This window comes from Mucilaginibacter sp., assembly GCF_041660805.1.
Taxonomy (GTDB): domain Bacteria; phylum Bacteroidota; class Bacteroidia; order Sphingobacteriales; family Sphingobacteriaceae; genus Mucilaginibacter.
On sequence record NZ_JBAZVP010000010.1, the window covers coordinates 73,531 to 98,934 of the forward strand.

The window sequence follows — 25,404 nt, forward strand, 5'->3', positions numbered from 1 at the left end:
AAAAAAATGAAAAAAGAGAATCATAAAACACATCCGGGCAACATTGTCATTACGGTTATCGCGGTAGTTGTAATCCTTGCCGGGGCAGTGTATTTTTTTAAATACTGGAAATATAGTGAGCATTATGAAGAGACCAATGATGCCCAGGTTGAATCCTATATTAACCCGGTCTCTGCGAGGGCGGGGGGATATATTCAGCGTGTCAGCTTTAACGAGCATCAACTGGTTGAACGGGGCGATACGTTGGTTATACTGGATGACAGGGAATACCGTGCCCAACTGGAGGTGGCTGAGGCAGCGATAGAGGATGCCCACGCTCAACTAACAGTACTTACAGCAAGTATCCGCTCGGCCGAAACAGGTACGCGTGTTAACCAGGATCAGATTGATGGTGCGCGGGCCAGATACGTACAACAGCAGCAGGATATCAGGCGCTATACCAATCTGGTAAAAGAAGAAGCCGCTACCGGCGCAGATCTGGAACAGGTAAAAGCACACTATGATGTGGCGGAAAGCGATTATAGTGCCGCCCAAAATGGCCTAAGAACTAACGAGGCGCGTATAGCGGAGCTTAAAACGCATTTCGCCTTGTTGCAGGCAGATATTAAAAGAAAACAAGCGGCGTTGGAGCTGGCGATGCTTAATTTATCTTATACCATTATCCGCGCGCCATACTCCGGCAGGTTAGGCCGTAAGAATATTTTGGAAGGTCAGCAGATTCAACCCGGGCAGCCATTGGTGAGTATAATTAACGAAGGCGAAAAATGGATTACCGCAAACTATAAGGAAACACAGGTTGCTGGTATGTACGTAGGCCAACCTGTAGAGATACGTGTAGATGCCATAGATGGTAAAGTATTTAAGGGCAGGATCATGGCTATTGCGGGTTCTACCGGCTCGCGGTTCTCGCTTTTACCACCAGATAATTCCACCGGAAATTTTGTGAAGATTATTCAGCGGGTGCCTGTAAAAATTGAATTTACAGACGCACAAGCTGGCAATGTGATCCCCGGTATGAGTGTAATCGTAGCTGTTAAAAAAAGATCATGATCATGAAGCCGGTTTATTTTAAAGATTGGATAATTGATTGGCACTGGGGAGTACGCATAGCGCTGTTACTGATGTTACTATCCGGTCTGGTGCAGCTAGGTATGTTTGTGCTAACCCAGAATTATATGGTCGGTTACCTTGGTGCGCAGCCCGAAGATATTCAATTTGGTGTGATGGCAACTTATGCCGGCATTATCACTGTTATACCGGTACAATTTCGATTTTTCAGGTATTTCGATACGCGGGGTTATTTATTGGTTAGTACAATGCTGGCAATCATGTTGAATTGTATTTGTATCCATTGCAACGATATCAATTTATTTCTGATTATCCGGTTTCTGCAAGGCATTTTAACAGGCAATGTGCTTGTATTTACGTTGCTGCTGATCTTTTCGCGCTTGCCCTCAGAGCGTGTGAAAACGATAGCCCCGGCGGTATTTTATGGCGCGATACTGAGCAATACGGTTGTGATCGGTTTAGTTGCCGGCGTGGTTGTGGAGTCTGCAGACTGGAAAGTAACCTACGATTACCTGATCCTGTTTCAATTGTTGACACTCATAATGATGTTGCTGATGTTAAGGCAGTCATCCGGGCACAGGCGTTATCCTTTATATCAAATTGATTGGGGTGGAATGGTCTTATTCGCCTGTGGCATGCTGGCACTGGCTTATACGCTTATTTACGGCTCCAAGTATTATTGGTTCGCCGACTCACGGATACGTTGTAGTACGTTTGTCACGGTGATTGCGGCCTCGTTATTTTTGTACAGGCAGCACATCGTCAAAAGGCCGGTAATCCACCCGGGCGTGTTTAAATCCCGGAATTTTGTGATCGGGGTTTGTCTGCTGGCTATCTATTACGGCAGCAAAGATAGTGTGAACCTGATCTATAACTACGCCGGGGGAGTACTTAAGTGGAGTACACTGCAGGTGATTATACTGAGTTTGTGCAACATTGCAGGAATGGTGATGCTGCTTGTCTTCGCAATCCGCCTGATGCTTGTAAAAAGAATTACCATTAAAGTGCTTCTGGTAACGGGCTTTGGATTGATGGCGGCATTCAATGTATGGATGAGCTTTTTATTGACACCAGACTTATCTTTTACTAACCTGCTGCTTCCGGTATTTATTCAGGGTGCTGCATCAGGGCTGCTGTTTGTACCCTTAATGATATTTGTGCTTTCATCAGCGCCTGCGTATACCGGGGCTACCGGTTTGGTAATTGCAGCATTTACCCGTTTCACCTCAACTTTAAATTCGTTCGCCGGGTTTTATAATCTGCAGTTGTACTTTAATCAATATTTTAAAGAAGGGTTTCTTGGTTACCTAACGTCAGACAATCAAAACACGATCGTCCGCTTGAATGCCTACCGGTCTCTTTATGCTTCAAAGGGGTTTACTTCAGACCAGGCATCGGGTTTGGCGAATGCGGCTGTATGGCAAAACCTTACACAGCAAAGCCAATTATTAACAAACCGGGCGGTATTCAAGGTGTTCGCCATAATGCTGTTTGTTGTAGCTATTGTGATACTGGTCATTCCGGCAATTGGCAAAACGGCTATCCATTGGAAACGTATGATGATGCCTTTACCTGGATTTTTTCGAAGGCTATGGATTAAAACGAAACATTGATATCACTGCTCCGAAGGAATTGTCACTTCCGGCTGTTTACTTAGTTAAAGAGAAGGTTTAAATTAAAATAAATGCTCCTTATTGCAGGTGTTGAGTTGGCTCAATTGGAATTTGTTTTTTAACTGCATAATTATTAGCAAGTTTAATTAACCTGATCCAACCCAATCAATAAAATAGAACACAATAAAATATATCATGAAAATGAAGACAACAGATAACAGCATCCATATGCCCTTGCTCGGGTTTGGCACCCTGATTCCCGATGCGGACGCGACGATAAGTGCTACCAGGGATGCGCTGGAAGCTGGATTTCGGCACTTCGATTGTGCGGAGCGATACCGAAACGAAAGTGAGGTGGGCGAGGCCTTGCAGGCAGGACTTGCCGCTGGTGGTATTGCCCGCGAAGATATCTTTGTTACCACGAAATTGTGGAACACCAATCATCGGCCCGAGCGTGTTGAACCAGCATTCGAGGCGAGTTTAAAGAGGCTACGGCTCAGCTATCTGGATCTCTATCTCATTCACACGCCGTTTGCATTTCAACCGGGGGATGAGCAGGACCCTCGAGATCAGAATGGCAATGTTATTTACGACCGCGGCGTGACTTTGCTCGATACCTGGCGTGCGATGGAGCATCTCGTGGACGATGGTAAATGCCGGTTTATCGGACTGTCTGATATCGTTTTAAACGAGCTGTTACCCCTCTATGAAGCGGCTAGAATAAAGCCAGCTGTGGTCCAGGTAGAAGCACATCCATATCTGCCGGAAACGGAGCTCCTGGAATTTTGCAAGGAGAAGGGCATTGTGTTTTTGGCTTTTGCGCCATTGGGTCACGGAATAAAGCCGGGACCGCTCGAAGATCCAGTTGTTTTGGCCATTGCCGCACGAGTTGGAAAGACTCCCGCACAGGTGCTGTTAGCTTGGGCGGTGCAGCGTGGCACGGCTTTGCTTACCACGGCCAGGACTGCAGCCCGTGCGAGAGAGAATTTCGATATCGCTCTCCTGCCGGAAGACGCATTTGATGAAATCAGTCGCATTCAGACCAGGCAGAGATTCAATCAGGTGGTGAACACTGGCGTACCCGGTTTCATCCCAAAAGTAATTTGAACGGGAAAACCAAACATTAGGAGCGGCCCATGGAGAGGAACAAATACGCAAAGCTCTGAATGCGCACTGGCACGCCTCAGCAAAATGAAAATACGCTAAACTTATTTAAATAAAAAAAACTTTGAAGTATGGCTTGTTTTAATTTAACTTTGCAACTCAAAGTACTTTTAATTTATTAAACCATGACACACACTGAACCATTAACAAACAAAACATTCTTTACGCCGGCCTGGCGCAAACACTTATTGATAGGGGCAGGTACAGCTTTACTGATCGTTGGCTTTTTTGTGATCGCTGCAGGTAAGGGCAACCCGGCCTGGGGCGATTACTGGCGTATCAAACCCTTATTGCTATCCCCTTTTTTAGGAGCCATTACGGGTTTATGCTATGATGTGACCGCACCGCTGCGCCGCCTGGATGGCTGGCTGGGAAAATTGTTCCTGGTGCTGAGCCTGCTGGGCTTTTTTATCGGGCAATGGTTGGGTTTAGTATTGGGATTGGCCGGAACGATGTGGAACTGATATGAAAACTTCAAGAATTAAATTCGTTAGCCTGTTTGTTCTGGGCGCGTTCGCGTTTGTAGCGGGCAGCAGCTGGCTGCTGAATGAGCCGGCCGAGTCGATCTTTGGCTCGGGGTCTGTAATAGCCATCATTTTGTCCCCGGTGAAAATGATCCTCGTAGGGCCCTTACTGCCTTTTATCAAATTTTTGCATCAGGACCCGGATACGCCGCCGCCGTTTTTCCTGGCCGGTTTTGCCATTTACTGGACGCTGCTGGCGCTGGGGATATGGCAATGCAAAGTACTTTTTAAAATTAAAACTTAAAATTATGAAGAATCCATACACCAAATTTCTCATCATCTTCCTGGTTTCGGCGTTCGTATTTCAATTTGTAACTAATTCACTTTTAGGTCCCGAAGTCCGGGGGGTACCGGTGAACGGTCAATGGTTCCCTGGGACTGACTCACCCGTTGCCTGGAAGAGAACTATGGCTTCAATTATATACCCGGTCAAAGTGGTTTTGGTAGGTCCGTTAGCGCCTGTATTTAATGATCCGGATCCGGTACCACCTGTTTTGGCTTTCTTCTGTGCGCTATACTGGACGGCCATAGCTTCAGTCCTTTATTTGCTCTTCATTAAATTATTCCCCCGTAAAAAAGCCTAAAGATTGGAGTAATGCCTCCAAAAACCGTCTAACACAATTTAAAATATAGTCATGAATAGAATTGAAGAACTGTACCATGAGGCAAAGGCCGACAAGTGGTTTAAACGGTTTGCTGGTTTTTGCCGCATCGCTTTAGCCGCGAGCTTTCTTCCAGCAGGTATGGTAAAGATCATGGGTGAACGGTTCGCCAGCGGCCTGCCATCCAACAACCCTTTAGGCCATTACTTCGATGCCTTACATCTGACAGGATATTACTATACCTTTATTGGAATTGTTCAAATCATAACAGCAATATTATTACTGATCCCGAGAACTTCCCTTCTTGGTGCACTGATGTATTTTCCCATCATCGTCAATATTTGTGTGCTTACTTATGCTACCCGCTTTGACGGTACCCGGATCGTCACAATGATGGTATTGGCTAGTTTGTTTTTATTAATTTGGGATTATGACCGTTTAAAACACATTTTGCCCTTTAAGCAGCCCGAAACAGAGCCTCCGGTGTTAAAAAGGCCTTTGGGTAAGCGCCTTCGCATCCTGTTTTTCGGAGGTTCTTTCGCCGTAATAGCCTTGATCATCATCGGTACTTTCTATTTATATGAGATCGTGCCGGGCAACTCTGAAGCCGAGTGCCGCAATCAATGCGCTTCCAGCAAAAACCCCGCGGCTTGCCAGGTTTTCTGCGACTGTATTTATAAGCAAGGTCAACCGCTGGATAGTTGTCTGGCAACTTTTGATAAGGCGAAGGATGTCCACAGAACTGATGGGAAGTAGCTATCTGCCCATCTCCGTCTAAGTACGTAGATTTTCCGGCTAATTTTCCGGATATTTTCATTTTAATATTTACCTTATTAACTTAGGGAATGCATTTTATTCCATTATTCAAGGTCCGCGATATGCAGACAGCCATCCGGCACTATACCGAAGTACTGGACTTCCGTATGACCTGGCCGGAGGATACCCCGGAATCACCAGTGGTCGATCTGGGGCATGAACAAATGGAACTGCAAATTACGACGCACGAAAGTGAGCGGTTGTTTGGTTCGGTGGTTTATGTGTATGTTCCCGATGTAGATAGCTTGTTCGCCAAATACAAAAGCCGGGGATTAAATACCGATAAACCCGGTTCGCCGGTACACCAGGGCCCGACCGATCAGACCTGGGGACGGCGGGAATTCTATGTTACCGACGCTGATGGTAACACGCTGCGCTTTTGTCAAAACATCAGCTAAATGAAAACCTGCTATTCTCTTTTAAGTATAACGGAACCGAGCACCAGCTTGAAATGATGCAGGTCAGCGGTTCAACCGAATGGCTTAAAAATAACCCTTTATGAAAATCGAATCTGTAATTCCAATTCTTTATTCCGATGATGTAGCACGCAGCATCGCATATTATACCGAAGTATTAGGTTTTAAGGAACACTGGAGTTGGGATGAAGGGCCGTCCTTTGGTGGGGTGGTGGACGGCGAGACTTCCATTTTCTTTTGCCGGGGTGACCAGGGGCATAAAGGCACCTGGCTGGCACTGAACGTGGATAATGTCGACGAATTTTACGAGGCGATCAAAGCCAAAGGTGCTATCATCTTGAGTGAACCTGATACCAAGCCCTGGTTCATGCGGGAGATGCTGGTCAAAGACCCCGACGGCCATATCCTTCGCATTGGGCATAATACGAATTGTGATTAATAGGCAGAGAGGTTCGGGCAATTTGGTAGCTTCGTTCATGCCTGAAAGAAAGCCGAAACTTGCGGAGATCAAAACTAAGCCGACTGCAGTCAGTGCAATGGATTTTATCCATGCGCTGGCAAGTGAACAAAAGCGCCGGGACAGTTTGGTGCTGTTGGAAATGATGCAGCAAGCCAGTGGAGAGCTACCGGTGCTGTGGAGCAACTCCATCATCGGTTTCGGTTTAAAACGCTACCAGAGCCCGGCAAGCGGCCGACAGGTGGATTGGTTCCTCATTGGTTTCGCGCCGCGTAAGGCGAACCTGACCGTGTACCTGATCGACCTCAGGAAGCACGAAGCAGCGCTGCAAAAGCTGGGCAAGCATACGACCGGCGGCGGCTGTCTTTACCTTAATAAGCTGGCGGATATCAACCTGGACGTGTTACGCGGAATGATCAGCGCAGCGTTAACTTTATAAGTTACTGTTTAAATAAACCTTTTATTTGATAATTTCGAGCCATGCTCCATCTGATCAGTATAGGACACAGAAAGGGAACAACCGGGGGAAATTAAATGCACAGCCGTGATTAGAACCCGAATTACCTTCCCTGTCTATAAAATGGAATTATCGGGGTTAGCGATCAAAGAAATTCTAACACTAATTGCTCCCATTCTTTTTCCAAAGATACGTTCGGGCGGGGGTGCCGTGCTTTGCTGTACCAGTAATCGGCGTTCCCAATATCACCTTCTTTACGGTGCAGGTAGGCATGTACCCACGCCGATGCTCGATCTTCCAGATGATCAACCTGTGCATGCGCCTGATGCCAATCGCCTTTACCATCATACCAAAGACTTTTCAACTGAACAGAGAACTCGCTAATGGGCTGTTCTAAATTTAATGATGCTTTAAATTCCGTTAAAGTTTTCATTGTGCATTAATTTTTTCGACAATCAACGTTAAAACGTGGTTTGTACGTGAACTTTTAATAATTCGAGGTTTGTCATACGCATAGTGCGATTCATTACTGGCATCAAATCCTGTAATCTTCGTAAAGGTCCTAAATTAATTGAGGAAATTAACCTGTATTATAGGAAATTACTGAAAAAATTAAAGGGAGTAGTCATTCGCTATTGTTCTGCTACTGGCAATTTTTTTAAGGTGTTTTACTTTGGCTTACATTGAACTAACTTGAATTGAAATTTTTAAGAAAAGCGGAGCAATGAATTTGAAAAAAGATGGTTTTGACTTAAAAACCGGGTTTAAACAAAAAAAGAGCCTCTTTTTCAAGAGGCTCTTACTTCAAAAACGAATGCAAACTCTGGTATTCTGCGTTTGCTCTGTGATCCCGCTGGGATTCGAACCCAGGACCCCAACATTAAAAGTGTTATGCTCTACCAGCTGAGCTACGGAATCAACTTTTTAACTTTTTGGTTTTAATTACCAGTTCCGTTTAAAGTGGTGCAAATATAGGATTTATTACTATTGCCTGCAAACCTATTTTCAATTAATTTACAAGTAAAAAATAAGCGCTTCATTGTCAATAACTAAGGTTTGTAAATTCCTATTTTACCTTCATCTCCTGCCAATAAAATCAAGCTCCCATGCTTTGCTTTTCTACAAACGTTGTAACTAACGGCATCTATTTTATGCCATGTTTTGCCACAATCATTAGTTAAGCTACTTCCGGGCGTACCGGTAGAAAGATAAACATTCTCTTTTATGTTCTCCACGCATGATTGATAACCGGCTGGTTGTTGAACAGATAATTGCATTGGAGCATTATTCATATACACAGCGGTTGAGTCAGACCGGGTAGCGTTTGAGTAATCACCACCTACAATAACCCCTTGTTTGTGCCCAAAAGCTATTGAGAAAGCCCCCTGACTGGCTTTGCCGTGCAAAATTGGAATGTTTAATGAATGAGATTGATCGTTAAAACGCTTTGCCAGTGTGATCATACGGGCATTACTGCCACCTGTAACTATAATAAAAGCTTTTTTACCTTTTCTTAAACAAGTACCACTTGCGGCAAAAGCAGCCTCATCCGGTAAGGCTACCGGTGGATTTTTAGCAGGTTTCCAGCTTTTCCCCCCATTAAAAGTTTCTAGTATCAAAAATTTCCCGTTTATAGGATCGCCTAAAACAACTCCATTGTTATGATCATCAAATTCCATGGCATCTAAAAAATAGGCTTTGTCATTATTTTGATAGGTTACCTGCCAGCTAATACCCCCATCAATAGTTTTTAAAATAAATGCCGGTGTACCCGAACTCATAATAATTGCTTCCTTGTCTGAAAAAGCTTCAATATCTCTAAAGTCGGCCTTTTCAAACCCTTTAACCTGTGGCCATGTCCAGGTTTTCCCGGCATCTGTAGTAATACCTACAGTGCCTTTGTTGCCGCTAACCCAAGCAATATTATTATTAACTACTGATAAACCACGAATACTGCTTGATACACTTTGATGTAAAAGTGTAATGGTTTGGGCTTTTAAAGCTGGTGATACTAATGTAATTGCAGCAAAAACGAAACAAAGTAGATGTTTCAATTTAATTTTAAATATATCCACTTCTCGATTTCTTAAGCTTGAACACTTACATATATCCTTAAAAAAAATTCCTTTAAATGTCATTTGCAGAGGTGAGTTTTGCCAGATTAAGGTTAGGTAGTGTCATCTTTATAAAGTTTTTTGCTATCACAAATGAAAATCATTTAATAATTCGATTTTCGGTAGTATCAGCATTTTGCAAAATGCCGAAAGTGTAAATTGATACCTAAGTTACCTTTTACACATCGTTTTACAAAGCCCAACCTTATTTTTTCAATTATTTTAATAGCATGATATAAAAAATTATATTTGCAGCCTCATAAATGCCCGGATGGCGAAATTGGTAAACGTTGCGGTCTCAGAAGCCGTTGAGAATTGTCTCTTGAGAGTTCGAGTCTCTCTTCGGGCACATCAATTTTAGTGAGAGTCTTAAGTTAAAAGTGTTAGCCTAAGTTTTATGGGCAAGGCTTTAAACTTAAGACTTTCTGTTTATATGAGAGCCCGGGTGGCGAAATTGGTAGACGCACCATCTTGAGGGGGTGGCATTCGTAAGGATGTACGAGTTCGAATCTCGTTCCGGGCACATTACCCAAATTATGCAGCTACTTTGTATTGATGCTGATAATACCATTCTACAATACAAACACCATCACTCCATGATAATTTGCCATCGGCAGCTAATTGAGAAATCAATACTGATAAGTTGTGCAGAAATGCACTTTTAATTTCGCCTTCTAAATTTTGCAGTAATCTTACAGCGCATTTTGTGATCTCTTGAGGGTCTGTTGAACGGTCACACTCATCTGCTAATTTTAGGCTGATTAAAATAGTTGGTATACCATTTCTCAATACCTCCTTTAATTTGTCATCTATCTCTCCAGGAATTATTGCAGTTAGTATATCTGCCAAAGGCGAATCGACAAATTGTTTAATATTCTCTGTTACAGCAACGCCAATATGAACGGCTGTTTTAAGCGATAATGGGAAACTGTTAAATAATGACCGGATAGTATTCCATATCCGGGTTAAAAATGATTTTATACTCATATGTTTTAATTGATTTTTTTTGTTTTGATCTGTTCTACTTCGCGCTGTAGTAGCGCCACCTGACCTTCAAGTACTTTTAGGCGGATTTCGTTAATCCTATTTTGGGCATCTTGTTGTATGCGTACATCATGTATATCGCCCTTTAATTGAAAATAGGTAGTCATTACAGAAAGGACTATACTGGCCGTGCTAATAATAGTGATCGCAATATTTTTTATTGTTATACCTTTTAATTCCCTGTGTTCAAATGTTGTCATTGTTTTATCGGCTTTAAAAATAATTCACGTTCTTGCCTGCGTCTAACGGTAAGCGTATTGCATACCACTTTTTTACCGGAATGTGGGTCGGTTATTTTATTCCATAATAGAAATTGGTCGGCTGCTGCTATATAGTCTGAGGCGTTTAGCTTTCGTAACAAAGTTGATTTTTGCAAGGCCCCTGTGCCCAGATTGTATGTAAATGATACCAATGCATCAAATTGATTTTGATTAAGGGAAACACCAACCAGTTTATTAACAGCATCTATATATGTTTTTAAAGTGCTGTGAAATAAAGCATCCGCCTGTGTTTCTTCAGCAAGCTTATCTCCAGACTTTACGGGCTTACCGTCATGATAAAGAGTTGATCCATATCCGATAGTCCATACACCGGCTACATCCTGGTAAGCTTTTAGCCTGAGCCCTTCAAATTTTTTTATGACATTAATGCCATGTTCACTTAGTTTTTTCATCAATTGGGATATTAAGGGGTTCGGATTGTTTAACTGCAAATTGGGAGACGAGTGCTATAGTACTGCCTATGGAAATGAGGATAGTGCAAAGTTTAGCGGGGATGCCTGCAACCTGCGTGAGCGATGTCCCCAAACTAGCCAGGCCTAAACCAAATAGTTGGGCGCGTTTAAAAAAAACGGGCGTATCACTTTTGATACGCTGCAGTAGCGTGTATTTTTTATGCATAGGTAAAATTTTTGGTTTAGTAAACGAAATACCTTAAAAGGTATAAAGGCGTAGAAAAGAACTCTGATTATATTGATGTATATCTTTATCAGTTCGGATTATAAAGAAAACTAATGCAAAGTAAATGTTTGAATTAAAAAAGAGTTGAAAACCGCAGATACACTCCGATAATCTAATGTACCCTCTAAGTAACAACTCGGCTATTCTTTATAAGAATTTTATCAATTTTAAATTTTATTGCTGGCATGTAAAATCAGAAAATCCATTTACGCTTCAATAAAAAAGATTTATTTAAGTGAAAGAGAGTACATATCACAATTAACTTACATACTTAAACCTCTGTTTTAATTTTAGAAAAGGCTTTTCAATAAAACTGTAAGATAACCAGCTTAGGCTTAAAATTAGCACAAGATTTTCAATAATATTAAATACTCCAAAATACTTTGTGCCTAGCACTTCTGGTAAATGGGAATTAATATTAATTCTTATAAAATTATCAAAGAAGGCAGGTAGTATGTTGTGATACAGGTAGATGCCATAACTAATTTTACCTATGAATATCAGGTATCTATTATTTAATAAAAATTTAAATCTTAAAGTATCCTGATCGTGATTAATATAAATGTAGAGCATTAGCCATGCTGCTACAATTGAAATTATAAAACCCGTAGGCAAGATATTAGCGAACTTTAACGGGTAAAACACAAAGAAAAATAGAACTACACTTAATGCGGCAAGCCACGTTACCCATTTATACAACAGACGAAGCAGATGGGGCTTAAAATGAATAAACCATGATAATAGAGCGCCTATGCCAAAGGCATCAAACGACGAGCTTGTAATCATTACACCCATAACAACGTTGTGTACCACCACATGAGTTATTAAACCTATTGCGATAAAGGCGATTATTGCATATATAATCTTGTTTGCTTTAATGAACATTATCACAAATGGCCACAACAGATAAAATTGCTCTTCAATCGCCAATGTCCAAAGATGGCCGAGCAAACCCGGCCATTCTTTTATTCTAAAAATATAATAATTTTGAGTGTAGGTAAGAAAGTAAACAAAAGGGGTTCGGATATCAACCACCATATGGGATTGAAAGGCATAAAGCAACGCAAGTGTTAAATAATAAATTGGAAATATCCTAAGGCTTCGGCGCAAATAAAAGCTTTTTAGAACAGATGCTTTAGATATACCTTGCACCTCTGCAGAATCTTTATTGTTTAATAAAATGTTTGTTATCAAAAAACCGCTTAACACAAAAAAGCTGGTAACTCCAACATAACCAAGTGGTATTTTATGAATAGGATGTGTGGAAGGTATCCAGTGTGTTATTACAACCAAGAGCACAGAAAAAGCCCTGATCGTATCTAACTGCTTAATATATTTCATAGTATGTTTAGACCTCGAAGATATAAATTATAAATCTCCCGTATTATTGAGAGCTTTATAATTTAATCTATATAGTTTATCCAACCCGTTGCTATCACGTCGTACCCCAACTGGTTAGGGTGTAATTGGTCGGGTTGAATTAATGTGTCCTGCCCATTATCTACCATGTAGGCCTGCATATCAAAAACATTTGTAATTAAGGTTTCTGTACATGCCTCCTGAATCGCGGCTATGTAAGTATCCTTTTTACTGATTGAATTATGCGTATCGTAGTAGCCTAAATTAACATATATTTTATCTAATGGCCAACCCTTAGTAATAATATTATTTAGTATTGTAATCATATTTGCCTTCACGGTAACCAAACTAATGTTATGATCGCAGTCATTAGTACCTAAAGCAATCATTAACCCCACATCAAGGCTTGTATGCGCGGGTATTAAAGAAGGATTTGCAACCCAATATGCAGTTTCTGAACCACTCACAACCTTATTGACTTCTGTAAACAACTTATTATTACATAATTGGGTTGACCATCCTGAATATGGTGTATCAGCACCATACCCTGCTACTATGCTATCACCTATAAATGTAAAATATTGCGTTGAGCCACTGTATAGCGAAAGACAATACTTTTCGATAGATAAATTAAGGGCTACATTTTCAGCGTCGGTCAGTGCATCTGCAATAAACAAAACCCGGTTATTTGTAGGTGCTCTAAAAGAAGTAGGGTTTGGCGGCGAGTTAATCCCGCCAAACCAGATGTTTAAATTTAGTGCTGCACTATCGCTCCCGCTTCCGGTTACTCCTGTTACAAGTTTAACACCCCTGTTAAAAGCCGTATATTGGGTAGCAGATAGTATATTCAGAGTAGATAAACCAGCCATTTGAAAAGGGTTGTTAGCTGTTGTGTTACCCCCAAATGCTAAATACCCCGTTCGTCCGGCACCGAAACCAACATCAGTGAAAATTCCAGCTGAATAATTAGTGCCCGGCTCTACAGAATTGTATAAACCTAATGTTATCTTTCTATCTGTAAATTCAGAGGGTTTAACTGTAGAATCAGCATAGTTTTCACCATTGAATAAAATGCCTTTTGAATTAAATACTGGGTCGGTTGTGCCCTCTAACACCAGGTTTTTAGAGCCTTTATAATTAAGTAAATTGGCGGCGGTATCTGCCCCGTTAAACAGCCACATATAGCGTATCTTACTAAATATTCCTGCTGTTTTAATTTCTTGAAATAAGATATTAACCGAGGTTTTAATTTAGTACTTGTTGTACTTTGCCTTGCTTTACTGCCAATTGCTCACCTTCGGCAGTGGTGTAAGTGTCTGTAACGGCTGGGCTGGTCATGTCTTCGTCCTGGTACACTTCGGCACCTTCGCACATTTCGCCGGTGTGATGCAGCGTGCCCTTGTCGGTAATGGTTTGCTTATTCACCACTTTTTTAAAGAAATTCATGACCTTGTCTAAAACCGATGTGGTCTTTTCAATCAATTCTCTGTTGTCCATGTTCATATTGCTTTTTTTGTTTAAGATTTTATTGATGCAGCGCTGGTAAACAGCAGGAGCCGTATCGGTATATTTTTTAATGAGTGCACTGTTAATTATGGTATCGCTGTAATCTTCAATGGCATCTACAAAGCCCAGGTTAAGGGCCTGGTCGGCAGTCAATCCAGGTGACGGAGTTGATTAAACTATTTACTGTAACTCCGTCCAACCCGGACTTGTCCATGTAGATTTGCGCCAGGCGCGATTGTACTACATTTAACATCTGCACATCTTTTAAAAGCTCATCGGCGTTGCCGCCGCTGCCTACCATTGGTTTGTGTATCATAAGTAAGGCGTACTTGCTCATTACTATTTGTTTACCGGCCATTGCCACAATTGATGCCGCCGACGCCGCCAGTGCATCGATATAAGTAGTTACGTTGCCGGGGTATTTTTTGAGCAGATCATATATAGCGATGGCATCAAAAGCGCTGCCACCAACTGAACTGATATGCACCTCGACATCGGCACCGGCGGCTGCATGTAATTGTGTTTGGATATAAGCGGATGATAAGCTCCCCGAGCCAATGCAATCCGTTTCGGTATCGTATAGGTATATTTTCATTTTAATTAGTGATTTAGTGAATTATCGATTTAGTGATTGCACCGATTAGAATTGTCTGAACCGATATTCTAAGATTTGCCTGATAACCTTGATTTGTAGGATCTGATTAATCAGTTTAATCCCGGTTGGTTTTACATGCCGATTGGCATAATTCAAAGGTCGGGATAATTGTTTTTGTTGTTGGTGACAGTAGTTTGTCAGTGAATCAGAATTTACAGAATTGAAGAATTTTCAAGATGTGAGTGATTCTGCTAATTCTTTAATTCTGAAAATTGTGATCAGACAACCGAACTATACAAATATCGGTACTATTACTTAATGCGATGGTGACAGTAGTTTGTCAGTGAGATCATAATTTTCAGAATTGAAGAATTTTCAAGATGCTAATATATTCTGTTAATTCCCTAATCCTGTAAATTCTGATTCAGACGACTATTCCGAAAAGCAATTCAGCGCACGCCAGATGGTGCGTTCATCTTTACCGAACTTCACTTCGGCTTCCAGCACCGCCTGGTTCTTGGTGATGCCGCGTACCTGCATTTGAGCGTTCACCCACAGGTAGATTTCGCGATAGGTAAATATTTTACTGGTGATGAACCCGGCCTTGTACATGGCCGAGAATACCCCTTCATCAAATAGGGTGTTGGTAAGTTGGATGTTCATTAACCCCTCCCGTCCCCTAAAGGGGATGCTTTTTATAAGTTAAGTAATTTGTTTATTTAAATTCTGTTCCCCCTTTAGGGGGGGAGGGGGTTATAAATTTACCCTGTTAACCGTTTGGGCCAATATATTTTGCTGGTTGTTTACATCCTTCACATCTACATAAATGGGAGGAAAGTTGTTTATCATCTGATAGGCCAGTGTATTGGCCATATCCTTAATATCATTAACGGGCTGGTTGTAGTAGCGGTTGGCGTTGCCGCCATCGGTAAATATACCGCCTATAGCATAACCGCGACCTGTGTTGGGCATCGAAAAATCCCGGCCGCCGTGGGCTACGTTAATGGCGCTGACCAGGTTGCGCGCCCAGGGGTTACGCATAGCTTCGGACACTACAACCGCCTCGCCGCTGCGCAGGTAAGCGTTGGTATTATCGGTGCGACTATAACCGGGCAACAAAGCACCACGACCATCTGACACGAACCGCCCGCCTTTGGCAAATGCAGGTGGTTTTTGGGCGATGATGGTAGCTACCTGCAAAGCGGTTGAAGCGATAATAGCCGGGATAACAAATGGCGCCAGCACACCTGTTTGTGCGGTGGCTTTGGTAACGGCCAGCGCGCCGTTTACTACAGCCTGCAGTACCGATGCCCTTTGCTCGGCTTTAAAGGCTTTTACTTTTTCTTCCGCCTCTTTTTTCTTGTATTTATCTTCTATGGCTTTGCGCTGGGTGGCAGTAAGATTGGTATTACTTAACTCCCCGGCTTTTTGGGCCTCCAGTCCCTTTATTTTGGCATCGCTTGATGATTTAATGTTATTGCTGATGATAGAGAAAGCCTTGTCAGATACCTGCTGTGCGGTGTTAAGTGCAAACTCCTTACGCTGCTGCTCGTATTGTTGGGTAAGCGCAGTTAAGTCTTTTTGTTTCTTTTCTTCGAGTTCTTTTATTTTTTCGGTATTGCCATTAGCAAGGAAAATCTCATAGGCATACTTATCAGTAATCAGTTGCTTTTCAGTATCCAGTTTTTGACCGGGGAGGATGGCTTTTTTAACATTTTTCTCGTCGTTTTCAATGCCCGCTTTTAACCCGTTGGCTGTGGCTATATCATCTAAATGCTTTAACGTAGCATCCATGTCCTGCTTAATAAAAGCTTGCATTCCATTACCAATTCCCAGATGATAAGTATCCTGCAATTGCTGGCTTTGCTTGTTGTAATCTTCCTGGCTGATGAGTTTTTTATTGAGCTGGCCATTTAATAAAGCTAAATCTTTATCATATTGCTTTTTATCTTCCTCTGCCTTTTTGATTGGGTTACCTGAAATTGCTTCAAGCTCCTCCATGTGGCGGGATGGATCGGGTTTGGGCGGGGCAGGTTTTTTGTTTTCGGGATGATTTTTATTATCGTTATTGGTACTGTCTAATGCTTTAAAACCAGTTAAAATACTTAGACCGTCTTTTTCAACCAGCTTGTCTATACCGTCGGTAAACTTTTTGTTTTGTTGATTAAGTAATTTTGTATCTGAATTTAAATTGTAAATAATCTTATCACTTGCAGCGATTTTAGTTTTTAGACCATCAATTAAATCACCATAAAGTTTTAATCTTGTACCGAACTCATCAACGCTATCGCCATCATTAAATTGTTTTTCAGTGTCTTTTAAATCTTTAACTAATTTTAAATTATTAACTCTTTCATTAGCTATTTTTTGCTCATTATCAATTGAACGGCTGGCATTACTTGTTATCTTGTTTTTATAAGCTTCGGCATAGGCTGATGCGAGTATCTGTTCCGTAAGATTCTTATAGGCGCCTGCAGCCTTACCTGTTAAAATTGTTTCATCATTTATGTTTTTGAAAGTTTGCGGAAATTGATCTTTTAGCGTGTTAATAGCTCTTTTCCGCTCATCTAATGATAAATTATGATTTTGAGTGGCCCTATACAAACTATCAAGTGCTGTTAGTTCTGCTTGTGCGGATTGTGCACCTTTTAATCTTGTTTGATTTATTGCCTCTATTACAGCGGCGTTATCTTTCATGGCTTTGCCTAAAGCAGATAAAGTAGTTTGCCCCTTTATCATATCGTTCACCCAATCTATTATTACGCCACTGTAAGATGCTAATAAAGTTATTCCAACGGACACCAGCGAATTCAAAGAGAATAAAGAGCCCGCCAACTCTTTTAAAATATTTTTTGGCTTTTGCCCCGATGCGGCTAATTCCTTATTTTGATCATTTAGTTTTTTTATTGATTCAACCACTTCGGGAAGCTTTTCGCCCACAGCCTGGAGACCGGCCTTCATACCATCGGCAAATGAAGGTAGTTTGCTATTTAATCCTATTACAGAGTTCCGTAGATTATCTAAAGCCTCTTTGTAATCTTTTGCTTTTTTAATATCGTCATCAGTGATAACGGCATTGTTATTATTGTTAGTCATCGTTGTATGTTTTTAATGCCATTTGGCATACATTGGGGTTATTGATTAGTTTTATATTGAGTGCGGTAATTTATTTTTCTATAGTATCCCAATACATGATATAATATTGGTTGTCTGCATAAGTATAACCAAAAGGAAGTTCGGCCAGCGCATGGTAATCTTCGCCTATTGTATTCTTTAAGGGCTTAATGGCATAGGCCAGCAGCGATAGCTTTTCACCTTTTTTTGTAGTTTCGTTAATAAAGACTTTGCCGGCAAATGTACCCGCTAAGCGACTTTTATTCTTTCGCAAATTATCTAACAAGATAGCATCATCTGATAAAATAACTTTTAGCTCTGTTTTAAATTCAAGACTTTTTCTTAATATCGATTTTTTAAGTTCATCTAAATTTGATTCTTCTATATCTTTTTCGTTAAGAGGCCTTATCAGCCGATAAATAAAGATGTCCTTAAATGAAGTATCATTAAAAACTTTATTCCTTACGTAGATTTTATCGCCGTTACTAAAATGGTGGATCTTAGAATAGTGGTAGTATCTTACTACTATATCTCGATTTTGTAAGCCAATTACCGCCAGGCAAATTATAACCGCGGTTATAGCAAATAAAAAATATTTCCTTTTTTTTGTTTTTTGAGGAGCACCTGGCTCTGAGTTTTCTTTGGTAGGCATAGTTTAGGTTTTGCTAATATTATTGGTAAATATAAAAAAGGGTTTTATTAAAACAAAGTATAATTAAAAAAGAATAAATATCAGTTGCCGATTTTTACAAGATCTGCAATCTTTGTTATTTGTGATGCAGCATCTTTATTAGATCCTTTCATCACTTCGTTAAGGTTTTTAAGTTTGTTGCCATTGCGTTTACAGCATCCTTGCCTTTAAATAAGGCTGTTGCAAAGTTTATTTATTGTTTCTTTAAATATCGACCAAAGGCTATGCCTGTAACATTTCCTCCGGTTTATCATCTTAATGAAAAATCACTAACCCTATGATCGTTTTAAAATCCGATTACTTTAGCAGCCACGAACGCCTTACACGTTTCATTAATGAGAACCACATTAAGCGCGAGGATATATTGGTTATTACCCAGATACCGGGTTCGTTCACTATTATGTTTTACGCAGATGACGCGGTTGAAGAAATAACCCACGGGCTGTTCTCTTAAACCGGGATTACACAGATTTTATTGATTACACAGATTCCTAGCCTCTGGTCAACTAATCTCTAATTAACTAAGCGTTACCCCAGCTTAACCAACTCTACCTTTACTGGTTGGCCTTTGCGCCAGCTGTCTATTTTGTTAATGTAGTAGTAGGCACCGTCCTGCTCCAGGTAAACGGGGGTCAGCAAGTCAAGCTCCAGTATATCGCGCGGGTTAAGCATAAAGTAGCGCACCACCTTTTTGGTTTGCTGCAGTATCTTTTCCAGTTCGGGGTAATATTTCTTGCGGAGATCATCCCATAGTAAGCTATGCTCCCCGCCCGGTTTGTAAAAGTAGGGTACAGAGATCCAATCGTTCACAATCCTGTCGTTAGCCGGGTTACCGTCTGTAAATTTGATGGTTTTGCCATTAAAGTTACGCAGATCAATCTTTTTATCTATCAGTATCCGCGGCGATACACCGGTGGTAAAATCATGGTTTTCATCGGTAGGGTCGGTCATTTTAATTTGAGCGATGCTGCCGCCAATATAGGGGCGGTTAAGGGTAGGGGCAAACTGACTCTCAAACAGGTCGGCTGTGGCAGGTAATGTTTTATCGGCTACTTTTATCTGGGTGTCGGCAAAGCCATTGGGCAATACGGCATCATCCTGTTTATACTTCATGTAATTAACCTGCGCATAATTCCCCAACTGAAAAGCGATGGTTTTACCCTGGTCCAGGCATTTAGTGGTCCAGTTTTTGGCTATGGGGATGTTCCCTACAATATCCCGGAATGACGCGAAGTTGATAGTGCGCGTGGTGCTATCCGTCTGGCAAATAATACCGAAGCGCTGCAATACATCTTTAAGCAGGTCTTTCTGGCTAATGTCCGGGAAAATGCGCTCACATTGAATGTCCTGCCCGTAAAGGATCCCCTGGCTTGTAGGGGTAATGGCCAGGGTTGCACCCGCAAATACGGTAAAGTAGGCAGGCCTGTCGCCAAAAAACTCATAATTAACACTTAACTGGTTGCCAACGGCCATATCAGCAGTGGCAGATATTACGGTGTTCTCTGTTTCGTGATATCCTCTTATGCTTCCGCCGCTTCCGCTTAACCTTACAAAGCCCCCGCTAAAATCAAATGTAGCCTCACCCAATGAGATCACCGAACCGCCATCCTTATAATTGATAGTTATTTTTAATGATGAAGGATGATCGCCGGTTACCCGTCCTTCAAACCTTAATTTGGGGATGGTTACCTTTATGTCGAAATTGTTTATCTGGTTAGCTGTAAAGGTTGTGCCGCCTGTAAACTGATGGGATGGATCATTGATCATCGCGTTAAATGGTATTACCCCCTTGTTATCAGTAATGGGGATGTGGCTCACATTTAAATTTTGCCCTATGGCGGCTTCTAAACCATGCGGGTTGGGCTCGTTCTGATAATCGGCACCATGCTCAAACGAACTGTTGCTGAACTGGGCTATCAGCAAGGGATACATCGGATCATTAATTAATGACCCGGTGGCCTTGTAACCGTTTGTGGCCAGCATCATATCAATAACTGTTTTTATGAAGAAGCCCGGGCGCTGGTAACGCACGTTAATTTCGCATTGCCCGGCAAAATCATATATGAGGTTGCCATAATCAACAACAGGCCATATCCAGCCTTCGGTATGGGTTTGCGATGTTGCAACGCTATCCACGCTCCAGTTATGCTCCCATTTTTTAAAAGGTTCTTTTTTGCCATAAGTTGTCAACTTATCGCCCATGTCATAGAGTTTGCCGCTTATGGCATCAAAAAAATCCACATTGCCGCTTAGTACGGTTACGTTTGCGCCATCCTGCTCAATGCCATTTAACACAGCCAGTCCGTAAGGGATTATCTCCAAGCCATTCTGTATTATCCGTGCCTGGTAATTATCATAAGGTAGGGCTGTAGTAAAAGCTACATCATCAGGGAAACCTAATATTTGCCGGTTGCGCTGCGTTAGCGGCAGCTTAAACTGGTTGCTGGTATTGCCCTGCTGGTTCTTTACTTCGGCCAGGTCATTTATCTGGAAGGTAAGCGCAATGGGGCTGTCATCAGCCGTGTCAACCAATTGATCGTTTATATATAGTTGGAGTTGGTTCATATAGTATTATTAAATGTCTTATTTTCGCAAAAACCTTATCATGAAAAAAATTTACGCTTTACTATTTATTACACTACTTGGTTTAAGTTTTTACTCTTGTAAAAAAGATTCCTCAGAAAAAAATACCAATAAAATTATTGGAGAATGGAGAGTTGATTATCGTGTTTTCGAATTTTACGGGGGTGAGAAACTCATGGATACCTACACTGAAAAATACGATAAGGATAAAGCAGAATCTGTAAGTTTAAACGATGATGGAACTGGCGATTTTAAAGCATCAGGAGAGGCCTATACTAAATTTAATTATTCCGTTTCAGACACCACAATTAATTTTACCAACGCATCCAATTTTTACAACGGCAAATGGTATCCATTAAACGATTTTAAGTATACGATCATTACATCAAACAATAATGAATTGTATTATGCGGCAGAAGGTCGTGTAGCTAGCCCCAGTTTTTATGATAAGTATATTACCCGCATTCATTTGGTGAAGTAATAATTTTGCCGGACGAACAACCAGATTTATTGCTCATCCGGTAATTACTGCACTTGTATATTCACTGCCGGCATGTTAAACGTTACGCTGAATGGCGCGCAGCCATTGCGGGTTTCGTACTCGCTGTAGGTGGCTGTATTGATAACAATGGTTTGCCATTTCACCGGGTTTTTGTTCACCAGCATTTGCACTTTAGGCGAGTACTTGATAGACTGCAACCCCTTGATATCGGCAACCGACAGATCCTCGGCTACTACCTTCATTTTTTGCCCGGCGGTTTTGCTTATCACTTCTTCAATGCTATCCTGATTTTCCCAGTCGAACACGTAGTTTTTAATGATGACGGCGTTCTGTACATCCAAACTAACCTCCTGATTGTAAACAAAGCGATAGTAGTTCCATGAACCGCTTAAGCCTATCCATCGCAGGTAAACGGATTGGTCGTCTATGGCGTCATCTATCCGTATGGTTTGGGTTTGAGTTACTGAATGCGTCAATTCATCATCACCCGTATATTTAAGGGTTAGGTTGACGAAGTATACATCATCAGCAAAGCTGCCATCGATTAACAAACGGTTTAACCCTAATTGCTCTGGCACAGGTATGATAGACTGGGTTTGTTTTGCTATCACCAGTTTGTTGCCATCCTGGTTTAAGAGCCAGGAGCCGTCTTCATTAAGCAGGGAGGTGGTTTGCGTGCCGCCGGGTAATGGGTTACGGTTAATATCCAGCAGGGTAAGTTCGCAAAACATTTGGCGGCCCAGCAGGTCATCACCATAAATAAAACCGATATCAAAAGGGTAGCCGTTGCTGTAAGCGGGTTCGGCAAAATCGGTTATCCATTTGGCTTTATCAGCGCCCGTTGGTACCGTGCTAAAAGGCACATAAGCTGCCAGGTTGCCGCCATAGCGTTCGCCCAGTTGCTTGGCAGCGTATAAAATATAAAAGGCATTGTTTATGGGGATGTATGCCGATGTTTTGGTTACGCCATTTTCATCCCATTCTTCAGCATAGGCAATTTGGTAACTGGCGCTCAGGTTATCATCCCGGTAGTTGCTTTGAGTGAAGTTACTTTCGTCTTTCGCTCTTAATATGCTCTGTAGAAAATTGGATATATCGGCCTTTGTAATGCCTTTACCATCGGGCCTGTTGGTTGATGTAATGGTGCTTTGTGCGTCGGTAAGCTTATCAAAGTAAGTTATCCGGGTGATAACTTTGTAATAAGGCCTTAGCCGGTTAATATTAATGAAACCAATAGCTGTTCCGTTAAAAGGCGTATCAATTATTAATTGGTTACTGCTGTTGGTGCGGGTAACCTTATACGGCCCTTGGTATACACCAGCCTCTAAATAAACCATATCACCTGTTAGTACGGTTGTGATATTAGCATTAACTAATATACAAGCATTGTCGCTAACCGAATCTGACTGTACTCCTGTTACCCCAAAATCTTTACGCTGATAGGTGAACACTACAGGATTAAAGGCAGCACTCCAGCGGGATATGTTGCCACCCGGTAAGGTTACCGATGGGTCTGAAACCAGCAGGTTGTTCAGTGCGGGTACATTTACAGAAAGTTGGTTACTGCATCCGTTGGCATCTCTTACATAAACTGTTTTCAGGCCGCCGGTTAATCCGCTAAATATGGGCGATAGTTGATAAGTTTCCTGATCTAAACTATATTCAATTGGTAAATAACTGGACGCAGCATTAACGGTTATCTGCCCATCGCCTGCACCCGCTGCCGATTCTGGCTGGTTTACGGTAATAAAATTAATAGTCAGATCGCATACGTTAACGGGCGGCTCGGGGTCTGGTACAGCACCTACGCTGGTAATCATGAAAGCTGTAAAATAAGGATAAGCCGGGTCCGAATCACTTATCTTACCAGTGAAAATGGCAATACTTTGCCCGGGAATGTTAACGGTATAATTGCTGATAATGCCATTATCATTTATCTGGTAGCTTACCCGCACATTATTGCCATTGGTAGGGTTACCGGTCATTGAATCGGTTAGTTTAATATACACACGGCCATTTACCTGGGTTCCCAGGTCATAGGTGCTGGTGTAATCTATGCTTGCTATAAGAGACATTTTATGTGGATTGATTAGGTATTTATGTTAGTGGGTTATGATATTTACTATGAACTGAATGCCTCATAATACATAGTATTTAATGTAACTGTTAGGCCTACGCCGGTAGTGTTTACATCAAATTTGTTGTACACTGGCAAGCATTTAGCTTTTTCGCCCGCCTTTATACGGAAGTAGCGGCCCTGGCCATCGCGGTACTTAGCTGCCTTTACCATAAACTCGTTGGCCATATGTAAAGCTTGTTGTATATAAGTCTCATTCTCGGCGGTGTATTGTCCAAATTCTGTTTTGAACAAAAACTCCAGGTACAGGGTAAATACGTTATCAACAGAACCGTTTACCTGCGGCGATACCACAATGGGTTGCATAGGATACATCATTATGCAGGGAAAGGCAGCATCATCTGCCAGTGTGTTCAATTCTTTTTCGGTGCCGTACAAAAAGGTGGGAGTGGTGGTCAGTGTTTGCGTTACGGCCTCTATTTGGTTGCGCATGGTTTAATTTTGAATTAGCGAATTAGTGAGTTAGTGAATTAGTGATTCTGCTGCGGTTAGCCGACGTTTACACTGGTTAGCCTGTCTTGTCATGGTGAGCTTGTCGAACCAAATAGCGTTTAGGCCTTTGCGCACATCCTTCGACAAGCTCAGGGTGACCCAGTATTGCTAACTGCCGGCTGTTAAACCCCTTGCATCATTTCCCCATATCTTTTCTGGTATTCTGCCTCTGTTTTATTGAGAAGGAGTTTGGTGAGGATGCGTTCGTAAGGCATGGCCAGTATGAGTTGCCATTTGGTGATATCGCCACCGGCAAGTGAGTTTACGGTGTTTATATATCTGAACTTTTCAAAGGCTTGTATGCCCGCGCGTTTCTCCAAAGCTGTAGCAACCGATGCCAGCAACCTGTTCTCGGTTTCGATAAGTTTGGATAACTCATAAAAAAATGCTTTGATATTGGCAGTGCCTCCGTTACCCTAAGTTGTTTTATGGTTTCAGTGAATGTTGAAGCGGCATATTCGTCATAAGGTTTGCCGGTTATGCGGCAATAAAAGTAGTAGGCCAGTACTTTACAGCAGGCGGTAAGCGAGGGGTTAAAATAGTCCTTCCAGTTCTCTTCGCCGTATAGGCTAATGTGTTCGGCTATTTCATCGGCAATAATATCACGGGCAGCCATAAAGGCGCCTGCAGGCTCAACGGACAGGTTGCGGATCACATTTACAGTAACCGGCTTTTTATTAACCTCAACAGTGATAGTTTTGGGTATATCATCGCTGTTATACAGATATTTGATCTGATGCGACAGTGAAAGTACGGCATCTGCAAATTGCATAAAATCATTAGCATCAATAACGGATTGCAGTTCTGATACCGGCACGTCTGATAGGATGCTGATCGCATCCAGATCTCCCAGATCTTTACTATCCTGCAAGGCCATCATTTGCCCTAAAGTAACTTCACTAAGTTGCGAGGGGATCTTTACCCGCAGCTTGCCATGTGTGGTTTTAAGTGTTTTTTCTATCATAAGTTTAAAGTATAGCTCCCAGCCTTCCAATGGCATTATTTAAGGATAAACCCCATCGGGGTTAAAGCTTTGTAGAAAAATAATCAGGTAGTCATACCGTGCCATCGGTACGGAACTACGCCAGGTTGCGTACCGATGGCACGCTAAAATGTTTAATTATGATTTTCTACAAAGCTTTAACACCTAATGGCGCTATTTATAAAAGTATATCTCCTTAAATAATGACA

General features: G+C 41.7%; 30 protein-coding genes and 3 tRNA genes. 14 read left to right on the forward strand and 19 right to left on the reverse strand.

Annotated elements, in window-relative coordinates; genetic code table 11:
• Positions 1-6 precede the first annotated feature (6 nt).
• The 10 genes from WC743_RS14450 to WC743_RS14495 all read left to right on the forward strand — a co-directional run bounded on the left by WC743_RS14450 (position 7) and on the right by WC743_RS14495 (position 7,099).
• Positions 7-1,050, forward strand: coding sequence for an HlyD family secretion protein (locus tag WC743_RS14450; RefSeq protein WP_373012852.1), 1,044 nt, complete (start codon positions 7-9; stop codon positions 1,048-1,050).
• Complete coding sequence (locus tag WC743_RS14455; protein WP_373012854.1) at positions 1,047-2,681, forward strand: MFS transporter; 1,635 nt, start codon at positions 1,047-1,049, stop codon at positions 2,679-2,681. The genes WC743_RS14450 and WC743_RS14455 overlap by 4 nt, the downstream gene beginning before the upstream one ends.
• A gap of 195 nt (positions 2,682-2,876) precedes the next feature.
• A complete protein-coding gene (locus WC743_RS14460; protein WP_373012855.1) occupies positions 2,877-3,788 on the forward strand; it encodes an aldo/keto reductase in 912 nt (303 codons plus the stop codon).
• 182 nt (positions 3,789-3,970) lie between these two features.
• Positions 3,971-4,309 carry a hypothetical protein gene (locus WC743_RS14465; protein ID WP_373012857.1) on the forward strand — a complete coding sequence of 113 codons (339 nt, stop codon included), beginning with the start codon at positions 3,971-3,973 and terminating at the stop codon, positions 4,307-4,309.
• A gap of 1 nt (position 4,310) precedes the next feature.
• Positions 4,311-4,613: a hypothetical protein gene (locus tag WC743_RS14470; protein WP_373012859.1), complete on the forward strand. Its 303-nt coding sequence runs from the start codon at positions 4,311-4,313 to the stop codon at positions 4,611-4,613.
• Between the two features lie 4 nt (positions 4,614-4,617).
• The gene (locus tag WC743_RS14475; RefSeq protein WP_373012861.1) at positions 4,618-4,953 is read left to right on the forward strand and encodes a hypothetical protein; all 336 of its coding nucleotides are present in this window, start codon (positions 4,618-4,620) and stop codon (positions 4,951-4,953) included.
• 51 nt (positions 4,954-5,004) lie between these two features.
• On the forward strand, positions 5,005-5,727 hold the full coding sequence (locus tag WC743_RS14480) for a hypothetical protein (RefSeq protein ID WP_373012863.1): 723 nt from the start codon (positions 5,005-5,007) through the stop codon (positions 5,725-5,727).
• Between the two features lie 89 nt (positions 5,728-5,816).
• A complete protein-coding gene (locus tag WC743_RS14485; protein ID WP_373012865.1) occupies positions 5,817-6,185 on the forward strand; it encodes a glyoxalase superfamily protein in 369 nt (122 codons plus the stop codon).
• Between the two features lie 100 nt (positions 6,186-6,285).
• Positions 6,286-6,642 carry a VOC family protein gene (locus WC743_RS14490; RefSeq protein ID WP_373012867.1) on the forward strand — a complete coding sequence of 119 codons (357 nt, stop codon included), beginning with the start codon at positions 6,286-6,288 and terminating at the stop codon, positions 6,640-6,642.
• 37 nt (positions 6,643-6,679) lie between these two features.
• The gene (locus WC743_RS14495) at positions 6,680-7,099 is read left to right on the forward strand and encodes a DUF1801 domain-containing protein (RefSeq protein ID WP_373012869.1); all 420 of its coding nucleotides are present in this window, start codon (positions 6,680-6,682) and stop codon (positions 7,097-7,099) included.
• A gap of 163 nt (positions 7,100-7,262) precedes the next feature.
• Here the strand turns inward: WC743_RS14495 and WC743_RS14500 are convergent, their stop codons facing one another.
• The 3 genes from WC743_RS14500 to WC743_RS14510 form a co-directional block, all read right to left on the reverse strand.
• Complete coding sequence (locus WC743_RS14500; RefSeq protein ID WP_373012871.1) at positions 7,263-7,550, reverse strand: hypothetical protein; 288 nt, start codon at positions 7,548-7,550, stop codon at positions 7,263-7,265.
• 412 nt (positions 7,551-7,962) lie between these two features.
• Positions 7,963-8,035 (reverse strand) — tRNA-Lys (locus WC743_RS14505).
• Between the two features lie 131 nt (positions 8,036-8,166).
• Positions 8,167-9,171: a WD40/YVTN/BNR-like repeat-containing protein gene (locus tag WC743_RS14510; protein WP_373012872.1), complete on the reverse strand. Its 1,005-nt coding sequence runs from the start codon at positions 9,169-9,171 to the stop codon at positions 8,167-8,169.
• Positions 9,172-9,496: 325 nt separating this feature from the next.
• Here WC743_RS14510 and WC743_RS14515 point away from each other — a divergent pair.
• Positions 9,497-9,580 (forward strand) — tRNA-Leu (locus WC743_RS14515).
• 90 nt (positions 9,581-9,670) lie between these two features.
• Positions 9,671-9,754 (forward strand) — tRNA-Leu (locus tag WC743_RS14520).
• A gap of 11 nt (positions 9,755-9,765) precedes the next feature.
• Here the strand turns inward: WC743_RS14520 and WC743_RS14525 are convergent.
• The 11 genes from WC743_RS14525 to WC743_RS14575 form a co-directional block, all read right to left on the reverse strand.
• On the reverse strand, positions 9,766-10,218 hold the full coding sequence (locus WC743_RS14525; RefSeq protein ID WP_373012874.1) for a hypothetical protein: 453 nt from the start codon (positions 10,216-10,218) through the stop codon (positions 9,766-9,768).
• 5 nt (positions 10,219-10,223) lie between these two features.
• A complete protein-coding gene (locus WC743_RS14530) occupies positions 10,224-10,475 on the reverse strand; it encodes a hypothetical protein (RefSeq protein ID WP_373012876.1) in 252 nt (83 codons plus the stop codon).
• Positions 10,472-10,948 (reverse strand): lysozyme, encoded by a 477-nt coding sequence (locus WC743_RS14535; RefSeq protein WP_373012878.1) that lies wholly within the window; start codon positions 10,946-10,948, stop codon positions 10,472-10,474. Before WC743_RS14535 ends, WC743_RS14530 begins: the two co-directional genes overlap by 4 nt.
• Positions 10,932-11,174: a hypothetical protein gene (locus WC743_RS14540; protein ID WP_373012880.1), complete on the reverse strand. Its 243-nt coding sequence runs from the start codon at positions 11,172-11,174 to the stop codon at positions 10,932-10,934. The genes WC743_RS14535 and WC743_RS14540 overlap by 17 nt, the downstream gene beginning before the upstream one ends.
• A gap of 318 nt (positions 11,175-11,492) precedes the next feature.
• Positions 11,493-12,575, reverse strand: a complete 1,083-nt coding sequence (locus WC743_RS14545; protein WP_373012881.1) for an acyltransferase family protein — start codon at positions 12,573-12,575, stop codon at positions 11,493-11,495.
• 62 nt (positions 12,576-12,637) lie between these two features.
• Positions 12,638-13,774 (reverse strand): SGNH/GDSL hydrolase family protein, encoded by a 1,137-nt coding sequence (locus WC743_RS14550; protein ID WP_373012883.1) that lies wholly within the window; start codon positions 13,772-13,774, stop codon positions 12,638-12,640.
• A 64-nt stretch (positions 13,775-13,838) separates the two neighbouring features.
• Entirely contained in the window at positions 13,839-14,252 is a 414-nt protein-coding gene (locus tag WC743_RS14555) for a hypothetical protein (RefSeq protein WP_373012885.1), read from the reverse strand.
• Positions 14,230-14,694 carry a head maturation protease, ClpP-related gene (locus tag WC743_RS14560; protein ID WP_373012886.1) on the reverse strand — a complete coding sequence of 155 codons (465 nt, stop codon included), beginning with the start codon at positions 14,692-14,694 and terminating at the stop codon, positions 14,230-14,232. Before WC743_RS14560 ends, WC743_RS14555 begins: the two co-directional genes overlap by 23 nt.
• Positions 14,695-15,126: 432 nt before the next feature.
• A complete protein-coding gene (locus tag WC743_RS14565; protein ID WP_373012888.1) occupies positions 15,127-15,357 on the reverse strand; it encodes a hypothetical protein in 231 nt (76 codons plus the stop codon).
• 90 nt (positions 15,358-15,447) lie between these two features.
• The gene (locus tag WC743_RS14570) at positions 15,448-17,790 is read right to left on the reverse strand and encodes a hypothetical protein (RefSeq protein WP_373012890.1); all 2,343 of its coding nucleotides are present in this window, start codon (positions 17,788-17,790) and stop codon (positions 15,448-15,450) included.
• A 70-nt stretch (positions 17,791-17,860) separates the two neighbouring features.
• On the reverse strand, positions 17,861-18,460 hold the full coding sequence (locus WC743_RS14575; RefSeq protein ID WP_373012892.1) for a hypothetical protein: 600 nt from the start codon (positions 18,458-18,460) through the stop codon (positions 17,861-17,863).
• Between the two features lie 316 nt (positions 18,461-18,776).
• Here WC743_RS14575 and WC743_RS14580 point away from each other — a divergent pair, with 316 nt between their 5' ends.
• Complete coding sequence (locus tag WC743_RS14580; protein WP_373012894.1) at positions 18,777-18,953, forward strand: hypothetical protein; 177 nt, start codon at positions 18,777-18,779, stop codon at positions 18,951-18,953.
• Between the two features lie 74 nt (positions 18,954-19,027).
• Here WC743_RS14580 and WC743_RS14585 read toward each other — a convergent pair whose 3' ends face one another.
• Complete coding sequence (locus tag WC743_RS14585; protein WP_373012896.1) at positions 19,028-21,064, reverse strand: hypothetical protein; 2,037 nt, start codon at positions 21,062-21,064, stop codon at positions 19,028-19,030.
• Positions 21,065-21,104: 40 nt separating this feature from the next.
• On the opposite strand from WC743_RS14585, the gene WC743_RS14590 reads away from it, so the two are divergent.
• Positions 21,105-21,563, forward strand: a complete 459-nt coding sequence (locus tag WC743_RS14590) for a hypothetical protein (RefSeq protein ID WP_373012898.1) — start codon at positions 21,105-21,107, stop codon at positions 21,561-21,563.
• A gap of 44 nt (positions 21,564-21,607) precedes the next feature.
• Here the strand turns inward: WC743_RS14590 and WC743_RS14595 are convergent, their stop codons facing one another.
• The 4 genes from WC743_RS14595 to WC743_RS14610 all read right to left on the reverse strand — a co-directional run bounded on the left by WC743_RS14595 (position 21,608) and on the right by WC743_RS14610 (position 25,177).
• A complete protein-coding gene (locus WC743_RS14595) occupies positions 21,608-23,659 on the reverse strand; it encodes a hypothetical protein (RefSeq protein WP_373012899.1) in 2,052 nt (683 codons plus the stop codon).
• Positions 23,660-23,706: 47 nt separating this feature from the next.
• Positions 23,707-24,153 (reverse strand): hypothetical protein, encoded by a 447-nt coding sequence (locus WC743_RS14600; protein WP_373012901.1) that lies wholly within the window; start codon positions 24,151-24,153, stop codon positions 23,707-23,709.
• Between the two features lie 182 nt (positions 24,154-24,335).
• Complete coding sequence (locus WC743_RS14605) at positions 24,336-24,533, reverse strand: hypothetical protein (RefSeq protein ID WP_373012903.1); 198 nt, start codon at positions 24,531-24,533, stop codon at positions 24,336-24,338.
• Entirely contained in the window at positions 24,485-25,177 is a 693-nt protein-coding gene (locus tag WC743_RS14610; RefSeq protein WP_373012905.1) for a hypothetical protein, read from the reverse strand. Before WC743_RS14610 ends, WC743_RS14605 begins: the two co-directional genes overlap by 49 nt.
• Between the last annotated feature and the right edge of the window lie 227 nt (positions 25,178-25,404).

Coding starts and splice junctions, on each gene's coding strand:
- WC743_RS14450 (WP_373012852.1), top strand. CDS start 7: ATGAAAAAAGAGAATCATAAAACACATCCGGGCAACATTGTCATTACG.
- WC743_RS14455 (WP_373012854.1), top strand. CDS start 1,047: ATGATCATGAAGCCGGTTTATTTTAAAGATTGGATAATTGATTGGCAC.
- WC743_RS14460 (WP_373012855.1), top strand. CDS start 2,877: ATGAAAATGAAGACAACAGATAACAGCATCCATATGCCCTTGCTCGGG.
- WC743_RS14465 (WP_373012857.1), top strand. CDS start 3,971: ATGACACACACTGAACCATTAACAAACAAAACATTCTTTACGCCGGCC.
- WC743_RS14470 (WP_373012859.1), top strand. CDS start 4,311: ATGAAAACTTCAAGAATTAAATTCGTTAGCCTGTTTGTTCTGGGCGCG.
- WC743_RS14475 (WP_373012861.1), top strand. CDS start 4,618: ATGAAGAATCCATACACCAAATTTCTCATCATCTTCCTGGTTTCGGCG.
- WC743_RS14480 (WP_373012863.1), top strand. CDS start 5,005: ATGAATAGAATTGAAGAACTGTACCATGAGGCAAAGGCCGACAAGTGG.
- WC743_RS14485 (WP_373012865.1), top strand. CDS start 5,817: ATGCATTTTATTCCATTATTCAAGGTCCGCGATATGCAGACAGCCATC.
- WC743_RS14490 (WP_373012867.1), top strand. CDS start 6,286: ATGAAAATCGAATCTGTAATTCCAATTCTTTATTCCGATGATGTAGCA.
- WC743_RS14495 (WP_373012869.1), top strand. CDS start 6,680: ATGCCTGAAAGAAAGCCGAAACTTGCGGAGATCAAAACTAAGCCGACT.
- WC743_RS14500 (WP_373012871.1), bottom strand. CDS start 7,550: ATGAAAACTTTAACGGAATTTAAAGCATCATTAAATTTAGAACAGCCC.
- WC743_RS14525 (WP_373012874.1), bottom strand. CDS start 10,218: ATGAGTATAAAATCATTTTTAACCCGGATATGGAATACTATCCGGTCA.
- WC743_RS14530 (WP_373012876.1), bottom strand. CDS start 10,475: ATGACAACATTTGAACACAGGGAATTAAAAGGTATAACAATAAAAAAT.
- WC743_RS14535 (WP_373012878.1), bottom strand. CDS start 10,948: ATGAAAAAACTAAGTGAACATGGCATTAATGTCATAAAAAAATTTGAA.
- WC743_RS14540 (WP_373012880.1), bottom strand. CDS start 11,174: ATGCATAAAAAATACACGCTACTGCAGCGTATCAAAAGTGATACGCCC.
- WC743_RS14545 (WP_373012881.1), bottom strand. CDS start 12,575: ATGAAATATATTAAGCAGTTAGATACGATCAGGGCTTTTTCTGTGCTC.
- WC743_RS14550 (WP_373012883.1), bottom strand. CDS start 13,774: ATGTGGCTGTTTAACGGGGCAGATACCGCCGCCAATTTACTTAATTAT.
- WC743_RS14560 (WP_373012886.1), bottom strand. CDS start 14,694: ATGAAAATATACCTATACGATACCGAAACGGATTGCATTGGCTCGGGG.
- WC743_RS14565 (WP_373012888.1), bottom strand. CDS start 15,357: ATGAACATCCAACTTACCAACACCCTATTTGATGAAGGGGTATTCTCG.
- WC743_RS14570 (WP_373012890.1), bottom strand. CDS start 17,790: ATGACTAACAATAATAACAATGCCGTTATCACTGATGACGATATTAAA.
- WC743_RS14575 (WP_373012892.1), bottom strand. CDS start 18,460: ATGCCTACCAAAGAAAACTCAGAGCCAGGTGCTCCTCAAAAAACAAAA.
- WC743_RS14580 (WP_373012894.1), top strand. CDS start 18,777: ATGATCGTTTTAAAATCCGATTACTTTAGCAGCCACGAACGCCTTACA.
- WC743_RS14585 (WP_373012896.1), bottom strand. CDS start 21,064: ATGAACCAACTCCAACTATATATAAACGATCAATTGGTTGACACGGCT.
- WC743_RS14590 (WP_373012898.1), top strand. CDS start 21,105: ATGAAAAAAATTTACGCTTTACTATTTATTACACTACTTGGTTTAAGT.
- WC743_RS14595 (WP_373012899.1), bottom strand. CDS start 23,659: ATGTCTCTTATAGCAAGCATAGATTACACCAGCACCTATGACCTGGGA.
- WC743_RS14600 (WP_373012901.1), bottom strand. CDS start 24,153: ATGCGCAACCAAATAGAGGCCGTAACGCAAACACTGACCACCACTCCC.
- WC743_RS14610 (WP_373012905.1), bottom strand. CDS start 25,177: ATGATAGAAAAAACACTTAAAACCACACATGGCAAGCTGCGGGTAAAG.